This window comes from Bacillus sp. FSL R9-9492 (genome assembly GCF_038007365.1).
Lineage (GTDB): Bacteria > Bacillota > Bacilli > Bacillales > Bacillaceae_G > Bacillus_A > Bacillus_A mycoides.
The window spans coordinates 1394197-1415335 of sequence record NZ_JBBOXC010000001.1; the positions used below are offsets into that span (position 1 = coordinate 1394197).

Genomic DNA, 21139 nt, shown 5'->3' on the forward strand with positions numbered 1-21139 from the left:
CACAATCATGAATGAAAATCACTATTTATTATTAACACCAGGACCATTAACGACAACAAAAACTGTAAAAGAAGTTATGTTATACGATTGGTGTACGTGGGATGTTGAATATAACACGATGGTGCAAGATGTAAGAAATAGGCTTGTATCGTTAGCGACAAAGGAAGAAGAAAAGTACACAACAGTTTTAATGCAAGGAAGCGGTACGTTTTCGGTTGAAGCAGTAATTGGTTCTGTTATTCCTAGAAACGGAAAGCTGCTAGTTTGTACAAATGGTGCGTATGGTAAGCGTATTGTACAAATGGCAGAGATGTTACATATAGATGTGGTGGTCAGTCAAACAGAAGAGTGGGAGCCTACTAATATTGCAGAAGTAGAACAGTTATTACAACAAGATAAAGAGATTACGCATATTGTAGTTGTTCATTGTGAAACAACTACAGGTATTATTAATCCAATTGTAGACGTATGTAAATTGGGAAAACAATATGGAAAAGTTACACTGGTTGACGCAATGAGTAGTTTCGGTGGTATTGAAATAGATATCGCTCAGTTGCAAATTGACTTTCTAATTAGTAGTGCGAATAAATGTATTCAAGGTGTTCCCGGATTCGGTTTTGTCATCGCAAATCGTGATGAACTATTGAAATGTAAAGGACAAGCTCGTTCTTTATCATTAGATTTATATGATCAGTGGGAAACGATGGAAGAGCAAAATGGGAAATGGCGCTTTACTTCACCTACACATGTTGTACATGCTTTTTATCAGGCATTGCTTGAATTAGAAGAAGAAGGCGGGGTAAGAGCCCGTTACAATCGATATTATAGCAATCAAAAACTACTAGTGCACAAAATGAAAGAAATAGGCTTTAAGCCATTAGTAGATGAAAAATATCAATCTCCTATTATTACATCTTTCATTTATCCAGAAGCAGGATTTGAATTTTTGCAGCTATATAATGAATTAAAGCGATATGGATTTGTTATTTATCCAGGTAAAATTTCGAAAGTAGATACGTTCCGCATTGGAAATATCGGTGATGTACATGAAGACGATATTAATCGCTTAGTTGATAGTATTGCTAAAGGGGTTGTTATAGGGTGAAAGTATTTTGCTTAGGTGGAGCAGGTAAAATTTGTCGTGAAGCAATTTTAGATTTAGTTCAATTTTCATCTTTTGAGACGATTACGGTAGCAGATTTTAATGAAGAGGAAGGCCGAAAAGTAGTAGAGTGGTTAAATGATCCTCGTGTTGATTTTGTGAAAGTCGATGTGACAAATCATGAGGATACGGTCGCAAAAATGAAGGGCTATAACATTGTAATGGATGGTACGACGATAAAGTTAAATGGATTGTCTACTCGCTGTATCGCAGATGCCGGTTGTCACGGTGTGAACTTAAATGGATTTGGTGAAGAAAATGAATTCCACTCTAAATTTGTTCGACATGGAACAACATGTTTACCTGGGTTTGGTATGACACCAGGTGTAACGCAAATGATGGCCATGTATGCAGCAAATCAGTTAGATACTGTAGAGTCAGTTCGAGTAAGTCATGGCTCGTATCGTCCAATTGCTTTTTCTGCATCAATTACAGAGACAACGACATATGAATATGATCCACATTTGCCGACGCGTACAGTGTATGAGGAAGGTGAATTTAAGCAAGTACCTCCGTTTGCGCGCCCGAGAGAAATTGAATTACCAGCACCTTACGGAAAAACAATGCAGTATATAATCCCGCATTCAGAAACGATTACGTTAGCGAAGGCACTGGAAGATAAAGGTGTACAGCTTATTGAAACAAGAGGAACTTGGCCAGAGCAAAATATGCAGCTCGTTCGTGCTTTATATGATTATGGTATATTGCGTAATGATCAAATTGAAATAAACGGTAAAGAAATTGGTATTATGGATTGTATTTCGAAGTATCTATTAAAATCGAAAGAAGGACAAGCAACAGAGCTTTATGGTTATGCACTTCATGTAGAAGTAGTAGGTATGAAAAATAATCAAGAACAAAGGCATGTGTTATACCATACGCATCCGCTATCTGACGGTTCTGTAGTAGGTTGGGAGAAATTAAGGGCCTATACAAGAAATGTTGGTATCCCATTTGGAATCGCTACAGAGTTAATTGCAAAAGGAGTAGTTAATAAAGTCGGTGTTATTACTCCTGAAGAAGCTTTCGAAAATCCACAAATTATTTTTGACGAACTAGAAAAGCGCGGTATTTATATTCATGAAGAGATTTCTACTTACAAAGAAAATTATAACTTTGTATAAGCAAGACAGTTTATGAGGTAGATATAAATGGGGTGAGGCTATGTCTGTAGTAGGTGAAGAGAGAAAGAGGACAATTCTTGAGAAGGTAGAGTTTAAAGGAAAAGTAAAAGTTTCAGAATTAGCGAGAGAGTTCGCAGTATCAACAGAGACGATTCGTCGGTATTTAGAAGAATTAGATCGTGAAAAAAAATTGAAGAAAGTGTACGGTGGAGCCGTTCAACTTCCGGGAGCTGGGATAGAGGCACCGATGTTAGAACGAGAGATGCTGCATATAGAAGAGAAGAAAAGAATTGGGTATAAAGCAGCAACGTTTGTGGAAGATGGAGATGTTATTGCGATTGATGATGGAAGTACACCACTTCAAATGGTGCCATATCTTGTTCATCGTAAAAATTTAACGATTGTAACAAGTTCATTTCCAGTAGCAACACAATTAATTTCTTCTATTAATAAAAAGATGTTTCACGGTGAAGTTTTATTTATAGGAGGGAAAGTATCTCCAAAACATTCACGTGTGTCGGGGTCTATTTCACAGCAAGTAATTCATCAATTTCATTTTCATAAAGCATTCGTTTCGATTGATGGGTTGTTGCAAGGTTTTGGGGTTTCTAGCTTTGAATTAGAAAAGGCGAAACTGTCAGAAGCGATGATGAAATTAGCTGAGAAAACGTATATTTTATGCGATCATACAAAGGTAGGCGTCAAAGGGAACTACCGAATAGCAGGATTTTCTCGTATTCAACATATTATTTGTGATAAGAAAATGCCCTATAGTTTTGAAGAAGAAGTCAAAAAGCATAATATTCAATGGACAGTTTGCTAAATGAATTGAATACGTTTAGACTCCCACCTAATTTTTAGGTGGGAGTTTTACTATCAGCAAGTAAAAAAATAAAAGCTTTGTATTTATGCAAAAAGTGGACACATTTTCTCATCTCGTTCATATAATTTACCAATACAAAAAAAGTTGGTCGAAGGAAAGAAGGGAAAGTATGTCGGAACGGATATATAATAAACTTGTATTGTATGCAAACATTTTGCAAAAAATTGGTGTTATTAATGAAAAAGAAAAAAGTGAAATCCTTCATACGATAGGCAAAAAAGCCCTTTGAGTAAAGGGTTTTTTATTTTTTATCTATGGAAATATAAACGTAATGTAATATTCTTATTGACAATGATAATGAGATTCATTATCATTTATTATGTTAGCAATTGATAGTAATTATCAATTGAAATATATATAAGATAAGGGGATATTATTTTGAAAAAAAGTTATATTAAAGCTCTAGTAGTAGCAACAACATTAGCTATTCCATTTGCTGCGTATTCTACTCCAGCGTTAGCAGCAATAAAAATTGAAGCAAACCAGTCGGTAGCAGCAGCCAGTGATCGCACGTATGATACTGAGATTAAAATATATAAGGATCAAAAAGATGAGCCATCTATGGTTTCTCAGTACATAAAAAATCCTAAAGTAGCAATTGAAGATGGGAAAAAAATCGTTACTGTAACAATACAAGATAGCGATTATTTTCAATATCTTAGAATAGAAGATAGAAATCAACCTGGTGTATTTCATGATGTGAAAGTTCTGTCAGAAGATAAAAGAAAAAATGGAACGAAAGTAGTCCAATTTGAAATTGGCGAATTTGAGCAGAAGCACAATATGCAAATGCATATATTTATTCCGGCTATTGGATATGATCACAAATATCAAGTTCAATTTGAAATTAAAGATCCAACTGTAGGTGAAAAAGAAACAGAGAAACCAGATGATAACTCTAATTCAGGCAATTCGGAAACAGATAATCCAGTTGATAATCAAAATATGATAACAGATAACAAATTAAGAGAACTTGTTAATAAAAAAGTATTTAATAGAAAAGATTTAAATACACCAATTACGAAAGAAGAGTTATTACAAGTAAAGGACTTGTTTTTAAACACGAATGAGATTCTGGATTATAGTGCATTAAAATATATGCCAAATTTAAAATCTTTAACAGTTGCGAATGCGAAGATAACAGATCCGTCGTTCTTTGCGAATTTAAAGCAATTAAATCATTTAGCTTTGCGAGGTAATGAATTTTCAGATGTAACACCACTTGTTAAGATGGAAAATTTAGAATCTCTTGATTTGAGTAATAATAAAATTACAAACGTTGCACCACTAATTGAAATGAAAAATGTAAAAAGTTTATATCTATCAGGCAACCAAATAGAAGATGTAACAGCATTAGCGAAAATGGAACAACTAGATTACTTGAATTTAGCAAATAATAAAATTACGGATGTTGCTCCATTAAGCGCATTGAAAAATGTAACATACTTAACTTTAGCAGGTAATCAAATTGAAGATATTAAACCGTTATATTCATTACCTTTAAAGGACTTAGTATTAACGCGTAATAAGGTTAAAGATTTATCGGGTATTGATCAAATGAATCAATTAAATAAATTATTTATCGGTAAAAATCAAATTGAAGATGTGACAAAACTTGCTAAAATGACTCAGCTTACAGAATTAGATTTACCTAATAATGAGTTAAAGGATATTACTCCATTATCAAATCTAGTAAACTTACAAAAACTTGATTTAGAAGCAAATTATATTTCAGACTTATCGCCAGTTAGTAAGTTGAATAAGTTAGTATATTTAAGTTTTGTTGCAAATGAAATCCGCGATGTTAGACCAGTAATAGAACTAAGTAAGACAGCTTACATTAATGTTCAAAACCAAAAAGTCTTTTTAGAGGATACAGAAGTAAATACAGAAGTAAATAAAGAAGTAAAAGTACCTATATACGAAAAAGACGGTGAGGTATCTACAAAAATCCGTCTGAAGAGTGATGGTGGTACGTATAGTAATGGTGTAGTGAAATGGAGTACACCAGGTGAGAAAGCATATGAATTTGGAGTGAAAGATCCATTTGCGGATACAGGAATCTTCTTCACAGGGTCTGTTATTCAAAATGTTGTAAATGAAAAAGTAGCGGAAGAAGTAATTGAATTTAAAGATGTGCCAAAGGGTCATTGGTCAGAAGAAGCAATTAACTATTTAGCGAAAGAAAAGTTATTTATAGGCTATGGAAATGGGCAATTTGGATTTGGTGACAACATTACTCGCGGGCAAGTAGCACTTCTAATACAAAGGTATTTAAAATTAGACACTGATTTAGAACAAAAAATGATGTTTACAGATACGAAAGGAAATATGTATGAAAAGGCTATTGATGCAGTGGTACAAGCTGGAATTATGACAGGATACGGTAATGATAAGTTCCGTCCAGATGGAGTATTAACTCGTTATGAAATGGCAGTGGTATTACAAAGAGTATTCCAGTTAAAGGAAAATGAAAATAGTGTAGATAGCTTTAAAGATGTGCCATCTGGTCATTGGGCGGAAGGATATGTGAAAGCTTTAGTGGATAATAAAGTATCAAAAGGTGACGGCAAAGGTAATTTTTCAGGTGATGATTTCGTAACACGTGAACAATACGCACAATTTTTATATAACGCAATAATTAAATAACAAATGAGAAAAATACGTTATTCTTTAATAAGAAGAATAACGTATTTTTTATATGTACAAAATCAAGTACGAAATAGACAGGAGTGCTTACATGTGATATGCCTATTTTTCCGATAGGTGCTGAAACCATATTGACAAAAAGGCATTCTCGTGTGATAATTCAATTAAATTTTTAGAATAATCAAAAAACATTCCTTTTATATAGAAAGGGTTTGAATATTATATTAATATTACGCCGGGGGTGACGAAATGTTATTTTTTCTGAAAAAATGGAACGAATTAAAAGATGTGAAAGCAGAATTGGCACTTCGCGATTGGTTTTATGGTACGAAAATTAGTTTATCGATGTGTACATCAAAAGAGCCATTAACATTTTTAGTGAATGTAGAGGGAAGAGATAAAGGGGTATTTTCTGAAGAAGATTTTATTGTCGTAAATTGCATGTGTGAGCCAGTATTTGAAAACGAAGAAAAACCAGCTATAGAGTCATTTATGCATGCGGATATTTATAAAAAAAGTAGTGCAGAATGCATTTTACAAGTACAGACTGTAGATAGTCATTTAATGTCAGAGCTATATGGGAAAGAAGGAGAAGTAACATTCGAAAAACGTAGTGTGGAACGTGTTTTTGGAAAAGACGGTATTACAGAAATGACAATTCCAATTGTAGAAGATGAAAAGAAATTCGCTAATTTATTAGAAAATAATGTTCCGAATTTTATTGAAGGTGGAGGAGTAGTCCTTGTTCATAATTACGGAATGATCGTGTGGGGTAAAACTCCAGAAGAAGCGAAAAAATGGTTGGAAGGTATAGAGTATTTAATGAACTATCACGTAAAGCTTTTAATGATAAAAGGGGCAAAAAGTTCTGTTATATAAAGAGGTATTCACAGATATTACCATCCCTTAAAAATGAAAGCGTTTTAAAAAGAAATTTTACTCATAAAATATAGGTCTCCTTATTATATATAGATTACATGTTGACATGTAAGGAGGAACATATTTTGCGAGTTAAATATCATTTTCTGCCAAAACAGCAGGTGACATTTTGCAAAACGAATGATTCTGGTGAAAAGGCGTTACAAATTATGAATGAAACGGGATTTCGCGCAATCCCTGTATTAGCAGAAAATGAGAAGGAATTCACGGGGATTATTTATAAAGTAGATCTTTTAGAAAAGAAGTGTAATAGCAGATTAGAGGATGTAAGTACAGAAGATGTACTGGAAAATCCAAATTCGTTTATTTTTGAAAAGGATTCTTTTTTTAGAGCTTTTTACGTTATTCGTCGTCTCCCGTTTTTAGCGGTTTTAAATGAGTATAATGAATTTGTCGGCATTTTAACACACTCTAATGTATTTGATGTCATTGAGGATTCGTTCGGTATGCGGACGGGTGGTTATATATTAACAATTGCAACACAAGATTGTAAGGGAACAATTAAAGAGCTTGGGACATTATTAAAAGCATATAATATCGGTGGACTGTTTACTCTTGATAACGGTGATCAATATATTCGCCGTGTTATCGTAAATATATCGGATGAGTTAAATGAAAAAAAATTAAAGCAATTAATTGAAAAGATAGAGAAAAAGGGATTTAGGGTGAGTCATGTAGATTATATTTAAGCTGAAAAGGAAAGGTACCTATCTGCTATGTGTAGATAGGTATCTTTTTTAGTACGAGAAATGAATTTTATTTTGAAACAGAAGGTGGAGATAATGCTAAATCAGATAAAAAAATAAAGTCTGCATGCTCACGAATTTTAGGAATAGAAGTTTCGATAATACGTGATGTAATTTCACCTGGAGCCCCAACGTGTCCGATAGCTACCATAATGGGTTTGTCTTGGATTTTTTTTATGAGTAATTGTGCTTGTTTTGAAATGTGACTTACCGTATATACATCATCAAAAAATAATTGGTTTTCAATAATAGGAACGCCTAATTCTTTACCGATTTTTGGGACAACACTATTAGGGTTTGTTTTACTATCTAAATAAAATAAACCGTGCTTTTTACAGGCAGAAAGTATAAGACGTACAATCCTTTCATCAGCGGTTACTTTTGATCCCATATGATTGTTCATTCCTATTGCATGAGGTATTTCTTGAATTGCTTGTTCGAGTCGGTTGTTTATTTCTTCATCGCTTAAATCTGTTGTAATCGCTTTTGGTCCAAGCCACTCTTTTTTTCCTCTAATTGGTTCCATTGGCATATGTATAATAACTTCATGCCCTTTTTTATGGGCAGCTATTGCATCTTGTTTAGTAGAAGGAAGAAATGGCATAACAGCAACAGTGAGTGGAATAGGAAGTGATAACATCTTATCTGTGCCTTTCATATTATTGCCGAAATCATCGATGACAATAGCAACTTTATTCGTATGAGCGTTTGCTTGAATAGGAAAGAGGAAGAATGGTATGAACAGGGTGAAGATGAGAACTGTAATAGTATATTTGCGCATATAAATATTTCCTTTCTATTTTATCCCGCTATTTGCGGACAGTAAGACTCCCACCTCAAAATTTGGCTGGAGTAAAGAAGTTAGGTGGAAAATCCACTGCCCGTAAACGCCCGATTGGTGAAGGCTAATAATTAGTGGGGGATGGACAAAACCCCCACTGATTAAAGTTCACTTTATCAATCATCATTATGTTTTGCGTTTTTACATAAATTAAACAAAAAATGTCGAAGAAAAGTACATTGAAAATAGAGAATCCACTGTTTACGGAGTATTTACAAAAAAGAAGATGAAAAAAATGTCTATTATTGCGAATGTATTTACAAAGATAGAATAATTTGTAATAATTCTCAAAGTGAGGGTAAAGATTTGTAAATTACAGGAGAAAAATGTTAAATTTTCTGATTCTTCAATTTTAAATAGAATTAAGTGTTTAAAGGGCTAAAGTAGAAGAGGCGTTGAGAGTATGGAAGAAAAATAAGGGGGATATGGATGTTTACTGTAAAAAGGAAGTACACATTAGAAAAGCTTTCGCATGATATTCATATGAAACGTGAAGAAATGATTCATTTAGGATTAACAAGTGGGTTAAATAGTATGGAGACAATTCAAGTTAGTCAAGAATTGGACAAGCTTATCGTACAGTATCAGCGTTACAAAGAAAAACAAACACCGAAATGGTTTTCAATTATAAAGGTTCCTATTTTTCAAATTGGGTATGAAGGGAAATCAAACAATTTTTGGAGAATGTTTGTAGCTGGTTTTATGAAATAAGTATAATTACCCTTTTAGGATAAGGATAATTATACTATGTGTAATGGAATCTCTATATGAACTGTCGTTCCTTTGTTTTCTTTACTATCAATAAATATATGCCCATTGTACATCTCTACAATTCGTTTACATATAACAAGCCCAAGACCTGTTCCAGTATCTTTATTAGTAAAGAACGGATGAAAGAGGTGTTTTTGAATATGTTTAGGAATCCCTTTTCCAGTATCAATAATTTGCAAGTGTGCGTGTTTTTCGTTGTTTGTTACTACAATGGTTAATGAATCACCAGAAGCCATGGCTTCAATTGCATTTTTTGTAATGTTTAAAACCACTTGTTTCATATGGTCTTTTGAGCAACGTATATGAACAGGGTGGTCTGGCAAATGTAAATGAAATACAATGTTATGTAGATTCGATTCAGATTGGATAATTAATGCTACCTCATTAAGAATCGTTCTTACATCATATGTTTGTTCAATGATGGCAGTTGGTTTTCCAAGAATAAGAAATTCGCTTACAATTTCATTAATCCGCTCTATTTCTTGCTCGATTACGGAAAAGTAGAACTGATCCTGTTCATCTTTATATTTCTCTTTTAACAGAGCAACGAGTCCTTTAATTCCAGTAAGAGGGTTACGGATTTCATGAGCTGTACTAGCTGCAAAAGTTCCAACCAATTCAATTTTTTGTAGTTCATTTTGTTGTCTTTCTAGTTTTGTTTGACGTTTTAATAACATATATTGAGCAAGTAAAAATAAAATAGACATTAAAAATAAAGTAGCTATACACTCTATTGAAACTAACTGGTATAAAGTTTGTTGATGAATAGGTAACGGAGAAACAGAGACTTTCCAATTTAATCTTTGGAGTGGGGTAGTAAGCATGTTAGAATGCCCATCGCTTGTTTCGTTATTATCATCGGTTAGAAAAACTACATCATGTTTATCAGTCACTTCGAAATGATATTGTGGTTTAATAGCATTTAAAGAGGCTGAAATGTAGTCAAAGCGTAAACTTGCTAATAATAAGCCTGAGAGTTCCTTTTGTCTATTAAATATTGGAGACGCAATCATAATAGCTTGATGTCCAAGAACGCGATCTGTAATAACTGATGATACAGTTGTTTTCTTAGATTGCAACGCATCTTGGATGTATTGGCGGTCAGAAACGTCAATAGGCGGCGAATCGCCTTGGGATGCGAGTGTAATCATCCCATCTGTCGTAGCGTAATATAGACCGGAAAAACGTTCATCATTTCCATCGGTATCATGTACAATCTGTTTAATCCCATTGATGTTTCCAGTTTCGGTCCCTACGACTTTTGCGAGCATTTCTAAGGCAGATATAGCTTCACCAAGGTGATGGTCTAAATAGTCTCTATATAAAAAGAGAACAGTGTGAGCAGATAGTTTGTTTGCCTGTTTCATTTGATAAGTGTGATATGAAAAAAATGTGGCACCAATCCCTATCGTTGGCAGTATAACAAGCAGTATGTAAAAAACTATGCTTTGTAATTTGACTTTCAAATTTGGTACTCCTTCTTTTTTTATTATCATTATATATAAACTATGTTAAAATTGTCATGTTTTTATTCAAGAATCATTTGCATTACATTAGGGAAAGGAAAAGGAATGAGTGAATATTCATTCGGAAGTTGTAATGAAGTGCTACGTTGCTTTTCTTTTTGTTGCGGAGAATTTAAGTGAAGGGTTGAAATGGTATGACATCAAATAATGAGCGAGAAGACATTTCTCAATCTTTAAAAGTATTTATTGCATTATCCCGTGTACATCGTTCTGTTATGGATACTACAAATAAATCCATACAAAGTAACGGATTAAATCCAACTGAGTTTGCTGTATTAGAATTACTATATCATAAAGGAGGCCAACCACTTCAGCAAATCGGTGAGCGTATTTTAATAGCTAGTGGCAGCATTACATACGTTGTAGATAAGCTAGAGAAAAAAGGGCTTGTAAAACGAATTCCATGTCCAAATGATAGGCGTGTTATTTATGCACAATTAACGGAGTCTGGAGAGAGCTTTATTGCTTCTATTTTTCCAGGTCATGAGCAAGTTATATATCAGTCTTTTGAAATGTTAACGAAGGATGAGAAGGATGAATTACTCGAGCTATTGAAAAAAATTGGAAAGTATGAAAAATGATGATATGTTCCAAAGGAGCTTTGGATAAAGAAATCCAAGGCTTTTTTGTGTGCATGTATTTATGACATCATCTACCGCATTTTGCTGAAGAATAAGAGGAGATTTGTAAGTAAGAATTGAATTATAATAATGATACATATAATGGAGAGGGGGCTCGTTCATGTCATTTAAAGACTATGAATATAAACGGCCAAATATTGAAGAATTAAAAGGGAAATTTACTGTTGCTTTAGAGAAGTTTGATAACGCAAAAACTGTAGAAGAACAAAAACAAGTTATCAATTCAATTAACGAAATTCGTAATGACTTTGGTACAATGGGGAACCTTTGTTACATTCGTCATTCTGTTGATACGACAGATGCCTTTTATAAGGATGAGCAGGATTTCTTTGATGAATTCTCTCCAGTTGTACAAGGGTATGGTACAAAGTATTATAATGCGTTAATTCATTCTCCATTCCGCGAAGAATTAGAAGCGTATTATGGAAAGCAATTATTTGCTCTAGCTGAATGTGATTTAAAAACATATTCAGATGAAGTAGTGAAAGATTTACAATTAGAGAATAAATTGTCTTCGCAATATACACAGTTATTAGCATCTGCAAAGATTGACTTTGCAGGAGAAGAAAGAACGTTATCGCAACTTATTCCGTTTATGCAAGGAAAAGAAAGAAGTGAACGCAAAGCAGCAAGTGAAGCATACTACGGATTTTTAGCTGAGAACGAGGAAGAGTTAGATCGTATTTATGATGAGCTTGTTAAAGTGAGAACGAAAATCGCAAAAACACTTGGTTTTAAAAACTTTGTTGAATTAGGATATGCAAGAATGTATCGTACAGATTATAATGCTGAAATGGTAGCGAACTATCGTCAGCAAGTATTAGATTATATCGTTCCAGTTGCAACCGAGTTAAGAAATAGACAAAAAGCACGCATTGGTGTAGAAAAGCTCGCTTATTATGATGAAAACTTTGAGTTTGCTACAGGTAATCCAACTCCAAAAGGCGATGCCGATTGGATTATTAATCACGGGAAAACGATGTATAAAGAATTATCAGCTGAAACAGATGAGTTTTTTAATTTCATGCTCGATAATGATTTATTAGATTTAGTTGCGAAAAAAGGAAAAGCTGGTGGTGGATATTGTACATATATCGAGAATTATAAAGCGCCATTCATCTTCTCAAACTTTAATGGAACGTCTGGGGACATTGATGTATTAACACATGAAGCTGGTCATGCTTTCCAAGTATATGAAAGTCGTAAGTATGAAATTCCAGAATATAATTGGCCAACATATGAAGCATGTGAAATCCATTCAATGAGTATGGAATTCTTTACATGGCCATGGATGAAGTTATTCTTTGAAGAAGATGCGGATAAATATTATTTCTCACACTTAAGTTCAGCACTTCTATTTTTACCGTACGGTGTATCTGTAGATGAATATCAACATTATGTATATGAAAATCCAGAAGCATCGCCAGCAGAACGTAAGTCAGCATGGCGTAACATAGAGAAGAAGTATTTACCACATCGTGATTATGAAGATAATGATTATTTAGAGCGTGGTGGTTTCTGGCAACGTCAAGGTCATATTTATAGCTCACCTTTCTATTATATTGACTACACGTTAGCTCAAATTTGTGCACTGCAATTTTGGAAACGTGCAAGAGATAATAGACAAGAGGCTTGGGAAGATTATGTGAATCTTTGTCAACAAGGTGGAAGTAAATCATTCTTAGAATTAGTAGAAGTTGCAAATTTAACATCACCATTCGCTGAAGGGTGTGTAAAAAGTGTAATTACAGAAATTGAAGCGTGGTTACGTGCTGTTGACGACACAAAATTGTAAAAAACATGCACTTTTTTCCTATGTTTAACATCGACATAATAGAAAAATGATGAGATAATAAAAGAAAATTCAGAATTATTTTAGGGGTGTTTCTAATGGGGAGCGCCCCTTTTCACCAACAAAAGGGGGGAAAGCACTATGCTTCAATCTAATATGGATGTTAGTTTAGAAACTTTAGTCCACTCATTACAGTCTACACGAAGCACGCTGTTATCAGAAATTGAAATGTTAAATGATACGGAGGTGAATGTAAAGCCACGCCGTGATAAATGGAGTATTATTCAAATTTTGCATCATTTGCATTTAGTTGAACAGTCTGTCACATCTGCCCTTGTATATGCTTTGCAAAAAAAAGAAAGAAAACTTGCTCCATTTAAAGACCTCCAACTTACGCTTGATCGCACACATAAAAGGGAAGCTCCTCAACAAATGAAACCAACAGAAACATTAATGAAAAAACTGCAAGGAATTCAATTACTAGAACATTCACGACAAGAATTATTACATGCCCTTCATAGTGTAATAGATGAAAAAGAATTATTTGAAAATGGATTAAAACATCCTATTTTTAATGATTTGAATTTATATCAATGGGTTCAATTTCTAGATTTACACGAACAAAGACATCTTACACAGCTAAAAGAAGCGAAACATGCAATTTTACAGCGTTAAAATGAAAGAAGTGGGGAACCGCTTCTTTTCTTTTTTACTCATGCATAGTTTTCTTTCTCATTTTGGAATACTACATGGAGAAAAGAAAAGAAGGAGTTGAAAAGCATGTCAAAGAAAAAGAGAGAAGAAGAGCGCGCCTGGAAAGCTCGGAAAGAAAATCAAAAGCCGCATGGGAAAGTGAAAGCTTTTGCAGAATTAGTTGAAGGAACAGAAAAAACGTGATGAAGTTCATCACGTTTTTTGTATGAGTGGGAAAGTTAATAAGAAAGTTGTACCTGTACCTTTTTCGCTCATAATATCAATCTTTCCATCCATTGCTTGAATGACGCTGAAGACGACCATCATTCCGAGTCCGGTACCTTTTTCTTTCGTTGAGTAGAAAGGTGATCCAAGGCGTTTTATTTGTTCTTGATCCATACCAACTCCTGTATCTTTTATATATAATTGTATATGTTTATGGTCTGGAACTAATGTAAGAATAAGGTCGCCACCTGTAGACATAGCCTCAATACAATTTTTAAAAATATTTAATAAACATTGGTTCAGTTTTTGCTTTTCGCCAGCGATAAAGAAAGATGTACTTTGTTTTATATAATTTATACGAACATTTGCTAAATTGGCGAGAGGTGTGATCAAAGACAACGCATGAAGTAATTCTTCCTCTACTTGTAATTTTTGTTCTTTTTCAATACTCGGTTTTGCAAAAGTTAAGTAGTCTGTAAGAACGTGATTTGCTTGTTCGATACCATTAATGGCTATGCCGATATATAATTTTCGTTCTTTCTCAGAACATGCATCTGACTGTAAAAGTTGTAAAAAACCTTTCGTTGCAGTTAAAGGATTACGAATTTCATGAGAGATAGAAGCTGCCATTTCGCCGATTAAATGAAATTTCTCAGCGTTCATAAGTTCATTTTGGAGACGAACTTGCATTTGTAATATGTGTAGTAAATATAAAATAAGGATCGTACCAATCATCGTACATAGTTCGTACACAATGATATGTGGTATATAATCTGCCTCATTTGTAACACTTGCAAGGAAAAATGGTATCCAACCAAATCCATAAGTAAGACTGTAAAAAATAGCAAGTGTTATTTTTATATGATTAGAACTTCGATTAAAAAATTTGTATGTTAATAGTAGAACAATAAATAGGAGAATAGAAGCGATAAAGGATGGAAACGCACCTATTCCTCCCAATAAAAAGCGATAAATGTTTAATACAGCTAAAATAGAACCACCAGCAATAGGCCCTCCCGTTAACGTGCCGACAATTAATACGATATGTCGCATGTCGAACTGAAAACCATTATTTGTTTTTGCTGCGAAAGTGATACATAGTATGGTAGCGAGGCAACACAATACAATAAATATGGCTGAATTTAATTTAGGAGATCGTTTCCCTTTCTGATTCCAAAATAAATGATATACGAGCATTGTAACGAGAATAGATAATATATTTAAAAAGAGGTAAATAATAAAGAGTTCCAGTGGGATGCCTCCTCTCTTTTAACATTAAATTAATCATACTATAAAATGAAATAAATGAAATGCGAAATAGCGGAAAAAATCAGAAATTTTTTCTGGTAGTATACAATATGTTACAATAATCTTTGTCAATGAAAGAAGAAATTCCGTGCACTGCATGGGAGAGGTTCGCGAACTCCCTCTATAAAAAACTATGGAAACAACAATATCATTAGGTATTGTTTTGTTTTTTTATTGTGACAGTTCAAGAACGTTCTTTCTTCTTATTCGTAGTAGAGAAGGAGAATGAGTGAAATGAAAAAAGAAAAAGCAGTTGTTGTTTTTAGTGGTGGACAAGATAGTACAACATGTTTATTTTGGGCGATACAGCAGTTTGAAGAAGTGGAAGCTGTAACATTTAACTACAATCAACGTCATAAATTAGAAATTGATTGTGCAGCGGAAATTGCGAAAGAGCTAGGAATTAAACATACGATACTAGATATGAGCCTATTAAATCAACTTGCTCCAAATGCGTTAACGAGAACGGATATGGAGATTACACATGAAGAAGGTGAATTGCCATCAACATTTGTAGATGGACGAAATTTACTATTTTTATCATTTGCGGCTGTATTAGCAAAACAAGTTGGAGCACGTCATATTGTAACGGGTGTATGTGAAACTGATTTCAGTGGTTATCCAGATTGTCGTGACGTGTTTGTGAAATCATTAAACGTTACATTAAATTTATCTATGGATTATCCGTTTGTTATTCATACACCACTTATGTGGATTGATAAAGCAGAGACATGGAAATTATCTGATGAACTTGGAGCATTTGAGTTTGTTAGAGAAAAAACATTAACATGTTATAACGGAATCATTGGTGATGGTTGCGGTGAATGTCCAGCATGTCAACTTCGTAAAGCGGGATTAGATACGTATCTACAAGAACGCGAAGGAGCGAGCAACTAATGGATAACTTTTTTGGATTTCGCATCATAGAAAATTTGCAAAAAATGGACAAGGATATTCAGCGTGAACAACTCAAATATCATAATAAAAGAGTAATGGTCAGCAAGGAATTTACATTTGACGCAGCGCACCATTTACACTGCTATGAAGGGAAATGTAAAAATTTACATGGACACACATATAAAGTCGTATTTGGAATTAGCGGATATGTAAATGAAATAGGCCTTGCAATTGACTTTGGAGATATAAAAGAGATTTGGAAAAATGAAATAGAAATTTATTTAGATCATCGTTATTTAAACGAAACATTGCCAGAAATGAATACGACTGCTGAAAATATGGTCGTTTGGATTTATGAAAAGATGGCAGAAGCATTAACGAAAGATAATCGTGCGAACGAATATAAGGGAGCTCGTGTTGAATTTGTTCGTCTTTTTGAGACGCCGACTAGTTATGCGGAAGTAAGACGGGAGTGGATGCTCGATGAGTAAAATCCCCGTCTTAGAAATATTTGGTCCAACCATTCAAGGAGAAGGGATGGTTGTAGGACAAAAGACAATGTTTATCCGTACAGCGGGCTGTGATTATAGCTGTGCTTGGTGTGATTCTGCTTTTACATGGGATGGATCGGCCAAAGATCAAATTAAACAAATGACACCGGAAGACATTTGGAATGAGCTTGTAGAAATTGGTGGAGAAAATTTTTCTCATGTTACGATTTCGGGTGGAAATCCTGTTTTGCTGAAAAATATGCAATTTCTTCTTTCTATATTAAAGGAGAATGGAATGCGAACAGCGGTAGAAACGCAAGGGAGTAAATGGCAAGATTGGTTGCTTCAAATTGATGAGGTAACGATTTCTCCAAAACCACCAAGTTCAACTATGAAAACAGATTTTCAGATGTTAGATTCTGTTATTCATAAACTAGCAGGGAAAGATTTTAGTTTAAAAGTAGTAGTATTCGATGATCAAGATTTTGAATATGCAGTTAAGATGCACGAGCGTTATCCGAATGTACCATTTTTCTTACAAGTAGGGAATGATGATACGAAAACAGTGGATGATGCGGTGCTTATAAAAAAACTATTAGAAAAATATGAGTGGCTTATTGAAAAAGCTGTGAATTGTAAAGAAATGAATGATGCGAAAGTACTGCCTCAGCTTCATGCGTTAGTATGGGGAAATAAACGAGGGGTATAATGAGAAGGGATGTTTAAAATGGCAGGAAGATTAGATGAAGATTTAAAAGATGTAACATTATTAGGAAATCAAAATACAAAATATGTATTTGAATATAGCCCGGAAATTTTAGAGGTATTTGATAATAACCATCCAAACCGTGATTACTTTGTAAAATTCAATTGTCCTGAATTTACAAGTTTATGTCCGAAAACAGGACAACCAGATTTTGCAACAATTTATATTAGCTACATTCCAGAACAAAGAATGGTAGAGAGTAAATCTTTAAAGCTATATTTATTTAGCTTCCGAAATCATGGTGACTTCCACGAAGATTGCATGAACGTTATTATGAATGATTTAATTAAATTAATGGATCCACGCTATATTGAGGTATGGGGGAAATTTACACCACGTGGTGGTATTTCAATCGATCCTTACTGTAACTACGGCCGCCCAGGAACTAAGTATGAGAAAATGGCAGACTACCGCATGATGAATCACGATTTATATCCAGAAAAGATCGATAATCGTTAATATAGAAAGAAAGGATCTGTATGATATACAGATCCTTTCTTTCTATTATATTATGCATGTTGATTAATGACAGTATAGTTTTTATGGCTTACAACTGTAAGAGGTTCCATATCTAGTTCTCTAAAATTCTCCATAATTGTTATATCAACAATAACGGAGTTTTGATTTACCTTTTGAACACGGCCTTGCATTCCACCTTTAAATTCAATGATATCTCCAGTTTCTGCGATCTGCATAAGCAACTCTCCTTGTTCCAGTTTTCCCAAAAAAAGAATAATTTGGGCTTTTTTATTTCTTCTTATTTTGAACTATATTTACTACTTTGTAAATGTTTCCAAAGTAAAAATTCGAAAAATATTCACTTTTTGTAAGGAAATATGTAAAAAATATTGTTTAGGAGAGGAATGATGAAAATGCATACATCTTTATACGGGAGTATAATAAAAGATACAATGACCTACTAAAGTGGGGGAAATTAGGGGCTGGAAAATGATGTTTGAAATTGTGGGGAGCTTTATAGCGATTTTATTATTTTTATTTTCATATATACAGTTGAAGAAAGTGCGTCATCATGAAACAACTACATATTTTGATGGACTGGATGGTGTGCACACTTCGATAACACATGATAGTGGTGGGGATATATAACTTTCTTTTTATGCATGGTATGATGGCAATAAAAAAAGTACGTAATATAGTTCGTAAGTGATGAATGGGGAGTGGAAAGAATGCGAATTTCTTTTATTCGTCATGGTCGTTTGGACAGTACTATAGAGCCAATGACAATTATTTCATTTCGTGAATGGATGAAGCAATATGATTTAGGGACTACAGTAAAAGAAACTCCTATACCAATTGAAACAATTGAGGCGATTGAATCAGCGAAACTGGTTGTAACGAGTGATCAAAGGCGCGCTGTACAGTCAGCGGCTGAGTTATTGGATTCCCTATCTTTTGTGCAAAATCCTCTTTTTAGGGAAGCTGAAGTTCCAACGAGTTTTTATGCTCCAAAATGGTTGAAATGTAAACCGAATGTATGGATGTTTATTGGACGTACACGATGGATAGTTGGTTATAGCAAAGAGGTTGAGTCTTATAAGGAAGTACGAGAAAGAGCAAGGCAAGCCGCTAATATGTTGCACCGCTATGCGCTCGTACATGGACATATTGCCCTTGTAGGTCATAGTTATTTTAATGCGATGATTGGGACTGAACTGAGGGCAATGGGGTGGTCTGGTTCGCCTATTTTCCATAGGAAGCCATGGGGATGTACAACGTATACATTTCATGAGGCGATGGATGGAAATGTATTAAATACAAAATTAATTTAAAAGAGGCTGTCCCTTTGGCAGCCTCTTTCTCTGCATAACAAGTAAAAAAGAATTGTCCTTTTAAGATATAGAAACCAATGACCGTAATGGTTTTATTAGATGGGCATACGGTTCACCGACGAGCATAACGGTTTTATCTTCTTTGAAACCAAGCTTTTCATATAGTGAAAAAGCGCGTTTGTTTTCTAAATTAACAAGTAAGGCGATTTTTTCATGCCCTTTTTCAGTTGCATGAAGTTCAGCTGCATCGATTAATTTAGAGCCAATACCACGTCCACTGTACATACTTGAAACTGACAACGTGTCAATATAATACTCATCAAGTTCAGCTTCTTTTTCTAACGTAATGGATTCGTCTTCATGTAGTTCTCTTAAGTAGTGTAGGATTGGTGCATCAAGTTGTTCAGCGTCACTACCGTGATAAACGACAATAACCCCAACTACCTTTCCACCTTGTTCAGCCACTAAACAGTTTTCATAGCTCAATCGATTATTTTCTTTTACGAACCATGTTTCAAGTCCTAGTATTACTTTTGCTTCAACTGTGCTACCTGTGATTTTTTCAGCAATTTCGTGCAGAGCGTTATACAATAAAGGTGCTACTTCTACCGCATCTGTCTTTTTTGCTTTCCGAATCATAGTATCCCTCCTAGTTCTAAATGTATATTGTAGCATAAAATAAAATATCAAACAGTGATTTGGAACTTTGTTATATAGGGCATCAAAAAGTTTGATATAGAGAAGTAGCTATGTTAGTATATGATATTTAGTGCGAATATAATAAAGTGATATAGATATAAAAATAATGAAAGTGAATTACATAATAGTAACGGGATAATTTTACCGTTGTGGACCTATAGAAGATGCGATAGAATAAAATATTGCAGAGAGGTGAAATACATGGATAAACAATTAGCAAATACAATTTTGGATCAGCTGAAAAATGATGAAATAAAGGAGTATGTTGCGAAGAAAGATGTATTTTATACGTTCAGAGAAGTTGTTGTGAATCGAGAAGATTTTAAACATATTATCGGGAACGCACAGCGCGGTGGACAGGTAATTTATACATATTCAGAAACACCACGTTCATAAATAGAAGATAAAGGAGAGGAGAATTATGGGGGATTTTAAACAAGGCATATTGCCACATTGGGATTATATGTGGAAAGATAGAGCTGGGAATAGGTTTATGGGAATGGTTATGTATCCAGAGAAACGAAAATGTTCAGCAAAAATGCTTCAGAAAATAAAAATGGCGTATGAACAAGCAGTAGAAATTAAAGTAACGGTACAAGTTCAACATACATATCAGTACGTAGAAGGAATGATCGTATACTTTGATGAAGAAGCTCCTATATGTACAATGCTCGATAAAGATGAGAATCCACATCATATATTTGTAAGAGATATTTTGCGTATTGAGCACCCTGAATAATTTTTTTCATAAATAAATTGAAGTTCCATAATAATAATCTTTTTCTATAATAGTTATCTTTTAGTATGTAACGAGGAACGAAAGAATATGTATAATATTTAATAAAGTAAAATTGATAAATGTAATCGTTTGTTAGAACAGATTATCGTTTAATATCTGTTCTTTTTTGCGTGATGCTGGAGAAATATATTACTCCAGCATTTACTGTTTTATGACAAAAAATATTGGTAACTTTTTTAAAAATAAGGTTAAATTCGTTGACAACTTTTTTGAAAAGCACTTTATTGACATGAGTTTTAGAATGTTGTTTCATAGTCTTTGTATTGAAAAAAATCGACGGTCATGTCGAAAAGTAAAATTTAAAAAAAGAAAGAATTTATACATATATCTTGTGTCTTATTTTGAAACGTAATACAATATATAGAGAAATCAAGAAACGACATACAGAGAATATAGA

At 33.9% G+C, this 21139-nt stretch carries 24 protein-coding genes and 1 riboswitch; of the genes, 19 read left to right on the top strand and 5 right to left on the bottom strand.

Annotated elements, in window-relative coordinates:
• The first annotated feature begins 7 nt into the window (after window positions 1-7).
• The 6 genes from phnW (at window position 8) to cbpA (ending at window position 7446) form a co-directional block, all read left to right on the top strand.
• Window positions 8-1105, top strand: coding sequence for a 2-aminoethylphosphonate--pyruvate transaminase (gene phnW / locus MKY70_RS07050; RefSeq protein ID WP_341023786.1), 1098 nt, complete (start codon window positions 8-10; stop codon window positions 1103-1105).
• The gene (locus MKY70_RS07055) at window positions 1102-2286 is read left to right on the top strand and encodes a saccharopine dehydrogenase family protein (protein ID WP_341023787.1); all 1185 of its coding nucleotides are present in this window, start codon (window positions 1102-1104) and stop codon (window positions 2284-2286) included. The genes phnW and MKY70_RS07055 overlap by 4 nt, the downstream gene beginning before the upstream one ends.
• A 40-nt stretch (window positions 2287-2326) precedes the next feature.
• Window positions 2327-3109 (top strand): DeoR/GlpR family DNA-binding transcription regulator, encoded by a 783-nt coding sequence (locus MKY70_RS07060; protein WP_002030497.1) that lies wholly within the window; start codon window positions 2327-2329, stop codon window positions 3107-3109.
• A gap of 438 nt (window positions 3110-3547) precedes the next feature.
• Window positions 3548-5818, top strand: a complete 2271-nt coding sequence (locus tag MKY70_RS07065; RefSeq protein WP_341074482.1) for an NEAT domain-containing leucine-rich repeat protein — start codon at window positions 3548-3550, stop codon at window positions 5816-5818.
• A gap of 249 nt (window positions 5819-6067) precedes the next feature.
• A complete protein-coding gene (locus MKY70_RS07070; protein WP_002011549.1) occupies window positions 6068-6697 on the top strand; it encodes a class II aldolase/adducin family protein in 630 nt (209 codons plus the stop codon).
• Between the two features lie 125 nt (window positions 6698-6822).
• Window positions 6823-7446, top strand: coding sequence for a cyclic di-AMP binding protein CbpA (cbpA, locus tag MKY70_RS07075; RefSeq protein ID WP_002140932.1), 624 nt, complete (start codon window positions 6823-6825; stop codon window positions 7444-7446).
• A 67-nt stretch (window positions 7447-7513) separates the two neighbouring features.
• Here cbpA and MKY70_RS07080 read toward each other — a convergent pair whose 3' ends face one another.
• Window positions 7514-8284 carry a divergent polysaccharide deacetylase family protein gene (locus MKY70_RS07080; protein WP_002011545.1) on the bottom strand — a complete coding sequence of 257 codons (771 nt, stop codon included), beginning with the start codon at window positions 8282-8284 and terminating at the stop codon, window positions 7514-7516.
• A gap of 489 nt (window positions 8285-8773) precedes the next feature.
• Here MKY70_RS07080 and MKY70_RS07085 point away from each other — a divergent pair, with 489 nt between their 5' ends.
• Window positions 8774-9055: an aspartyl-phosphate phosphatase Spo0E family protein gene (locus MKY70_RS07085; protein WP_002011543.1), complete on the top strand. Its 282-nt coding sequence runs from the start codon at window positions 8774-8776 to the stop codon at window positions 9053-9055.
• A 29-nt stretch (window positions 9056-9084) separates the two neighbouring features.
• On the opposite strand, the gene MKY70_RS07090 is transcribed toward MKY70_RS07085, so the two are convergent.
• Complete coding sequence (locus MKY70_RS07090) at window positions 9085-10581, bottom strand: DUF3149 domain-containing protein (RefSeq protein WP_113770118.1); 1497 nt, start codon at window positions 10579-10581, stop codon at window positions 9085-9087.
• A gap of 194 nt (window positions 10582-10775) precedes the next feature.
• Between MKY70_RS07090 and MKY70_RS07095 the strand changes: the two genes are divergently transcribed.
• From MKY70_RS07095 to MKY70_RS07110, 4 genes are all read left to right on the top strand, one after another.
• Window positions 10776-11222 carry a MarR family winged helix-turn-helix transcriptional regulator gene (locus MKY70_RS07095; protein WP_002011538.1) on the top strand — a complete coding sequence of 149 codons (447 nt, stop codon included), beginning with the start codon at window positions 10776-10778 and terminating at the stop codon, window positions 11220-11222.
• A 160-nt stretch (window positions 11223-11382) separates the two neighbouring features.
• Window positions 11383-13077, top strand: a complete 1695-nt coding sequence (locus MKY70_RS07100) for a M3 family oligoendopeptidase (protein ID WP_002011536.1) — start codon at window positions 11383-11385, stop codon at window positions 13075-13077.
• 138 nt (window positions 13078-13215) lie between these two features.
• A complete protein-coding gene (locus MKY70_RS07105; protein WP_002030551.1) occupies window positions 13216-13749 on the top strand; it encodes a DinB family protein in 534 nt (177 codons plus the stop codon).
• Window positions 13750-13854: 105 nt separating this feature from the next.
• The gene (locus MKY70_RS07110; RefSeq protein ID WP_000038354.1) at window positions 13855-13971 is read left to right on the top strand and encodes a DUF6254 family protein; all 117 of its coding nucleotides are present in this window, start codon (window positions 13855-13857) and stop codon (window positions 13969-13971) included.
• A gap of 9 nt (window positions 13972-13980) precedes the next feature.
• Here the strand turns inward: MKY70_RS07110 and MKY70_RS07115 are convergent, their stop codons facing one another.
• The gene (locus tag MKY70_RS07115) at window positions 13981-15189 is read right to left on the bottom strand and encodes an ATP-binding protein (RefSeq protein WP_341023793.1); all 1209 of its coding nucleotides are present in this window, start codon (window positions 15187-15189) and stop codon (window positions 13981-13983) included.
• Window positions 15190-15397: 208 nt separating this feature from the next.
• Window positions 15398-15441, top strand: a riboswitch (PreQ1 riboswitch).
• A 93-nt stretch (window positions 15442-15534) separates the two neighbouring features.
• On the opposite strand from MKY70_RS07115, the gene queC reads away from it, so the two are divergent.
• The 4 genes from queC to queF are packed head-to-tail and all read left to right on the top strand — an operon-like array spanning window position 15535 to window position 17913.
• Entirely contained in the window at window positions 15535-16197 is a 663-nt protein-coding gene (gene queC / locus MKY70_RS07120) for a 7-cyano-7-deazaguanine synthase QueC (RefSeq protein WP_002086813.1), read from the top strand.
• On the top strand, window positions 16197-16688 hold the full coding sequence (queD, locus tag MKY70_RS07125) for a 6-carboxytetrahydropterin synthase QueD (RefSeq protein ID WP_131246161.1): 492 nt from the start codon (window positions 16197-16199) through the stop codon (window positions 16686-16688). The genes queC and queD overlap by 1 nt, the downstream gene beginning before the upstream one ends.
• Entirely contained in the window at window positions 16681-17397 is a 717-nt protein-coding gene (gene queE / locus MKY70_RS07130) for a 7-carboxy-7-deazaguanine synthase QueE (protein ID WP_002086811.1), read from the top strand. Before queD ends, queE begins: the two co-directional genes overlap by 8 nt.
• An 18-nt stretch (window positions 17398-17415) precedes the next feature.
• Window positions 17416-17913 (top strand): preQ(1) synthase, encoded by a 498-nt coding sequence (gene queF / locus MKY70_RS07135; protein ID WP_002140938.1) that lies wholly within the window; start codon window positions 17416-17418, stop codon window positions 17911-17913.
• 50 nt (window positions 17914-17963) lie between these two features.
• On the opposite strand, the gene MKY70_RS07140 is transcribed toward queF, so the two are convergent.
• Window positions 17964-18149, bottom strand: a complete 186-nt coding sequence (locus tag MKY70_RS07140; protein WP_002064385.1) for a YkvS family protein — start codon at window positions 18147-18149, stop codon at window positions 17964-17966.
• 253 nt (window positions 18150-18402) lie between these two features.
• Here MKY70_RS07140 and MKY70_RS07145 point away from each other — a divergent pair, with 253 nt between their 5' ends.
• On the top strand, window positions 18403-18561 hold the full coding sequence (locus MKY70_RS07145) for a hypothetical protein (protein ID WP_002086806.1): 159 nt from the start codon (window positions 18403-18405) through the stop codon (window positions 18559-18561).
• A gap of 80 nt (window positions 18562-18641) precedes the next feature.
• Window positions 18642-19244, top strand: coding sequence for a histidine phosphatase family protein (locus tag MKY70_RS07150; protein WP_002188882.1), 603 nt, complete (start codon window positions 18642-18644; stop codon window positions 19242-19244).
• A 60-nt stretch (window positions 19245-19304) separates the two neighbouring features.
• On the opposite strand, the gene MKY70_RS07155 is transcribed toward MKY70_RS07150, so the two are convergent.
• A complete protein-coding gene (locus MKY70_RS07155) occupies window positions 19305-19883 on the bottom strand; it encodes a GNAT family N-acetyltransferase (RefSeq protein ID WP_002030560.1) in 579 nt (192 codons plus the stop codon).
• A 261-nt stretch (window positions 19884-20144) separates the two neighbouring features.
• Here MKY70_RS07155 and MKY70_RS07160 point away from each other — a divergent pair, with 261 nt between their 5' ends.
• On the top strand, window positions 20145-20339 hold the full coding sequence (locus MKY70_RS07160) for a hypothetical protein (protein ID WP_002030563.1): 195 nt from the start codon (window positions 20145-20147) through the stop codon (window positions 20337-20339).
• Between the two features lie 25 nt (window positions 20340-20364).
• The gene (locus tag MKY70_RS07165) at window positions 20365-20682 is read left to right on the top strand and encodes a hypothetical protein (RefSeq protein ID WP_088034970.1); all 318 of its coding nucleotides are present in this window, start codon (window positions 20365-20367) and stop codon (window positions 20680-20682) included.
• Window positions 20683-21139: the final 457 nt, after the last annotated feature.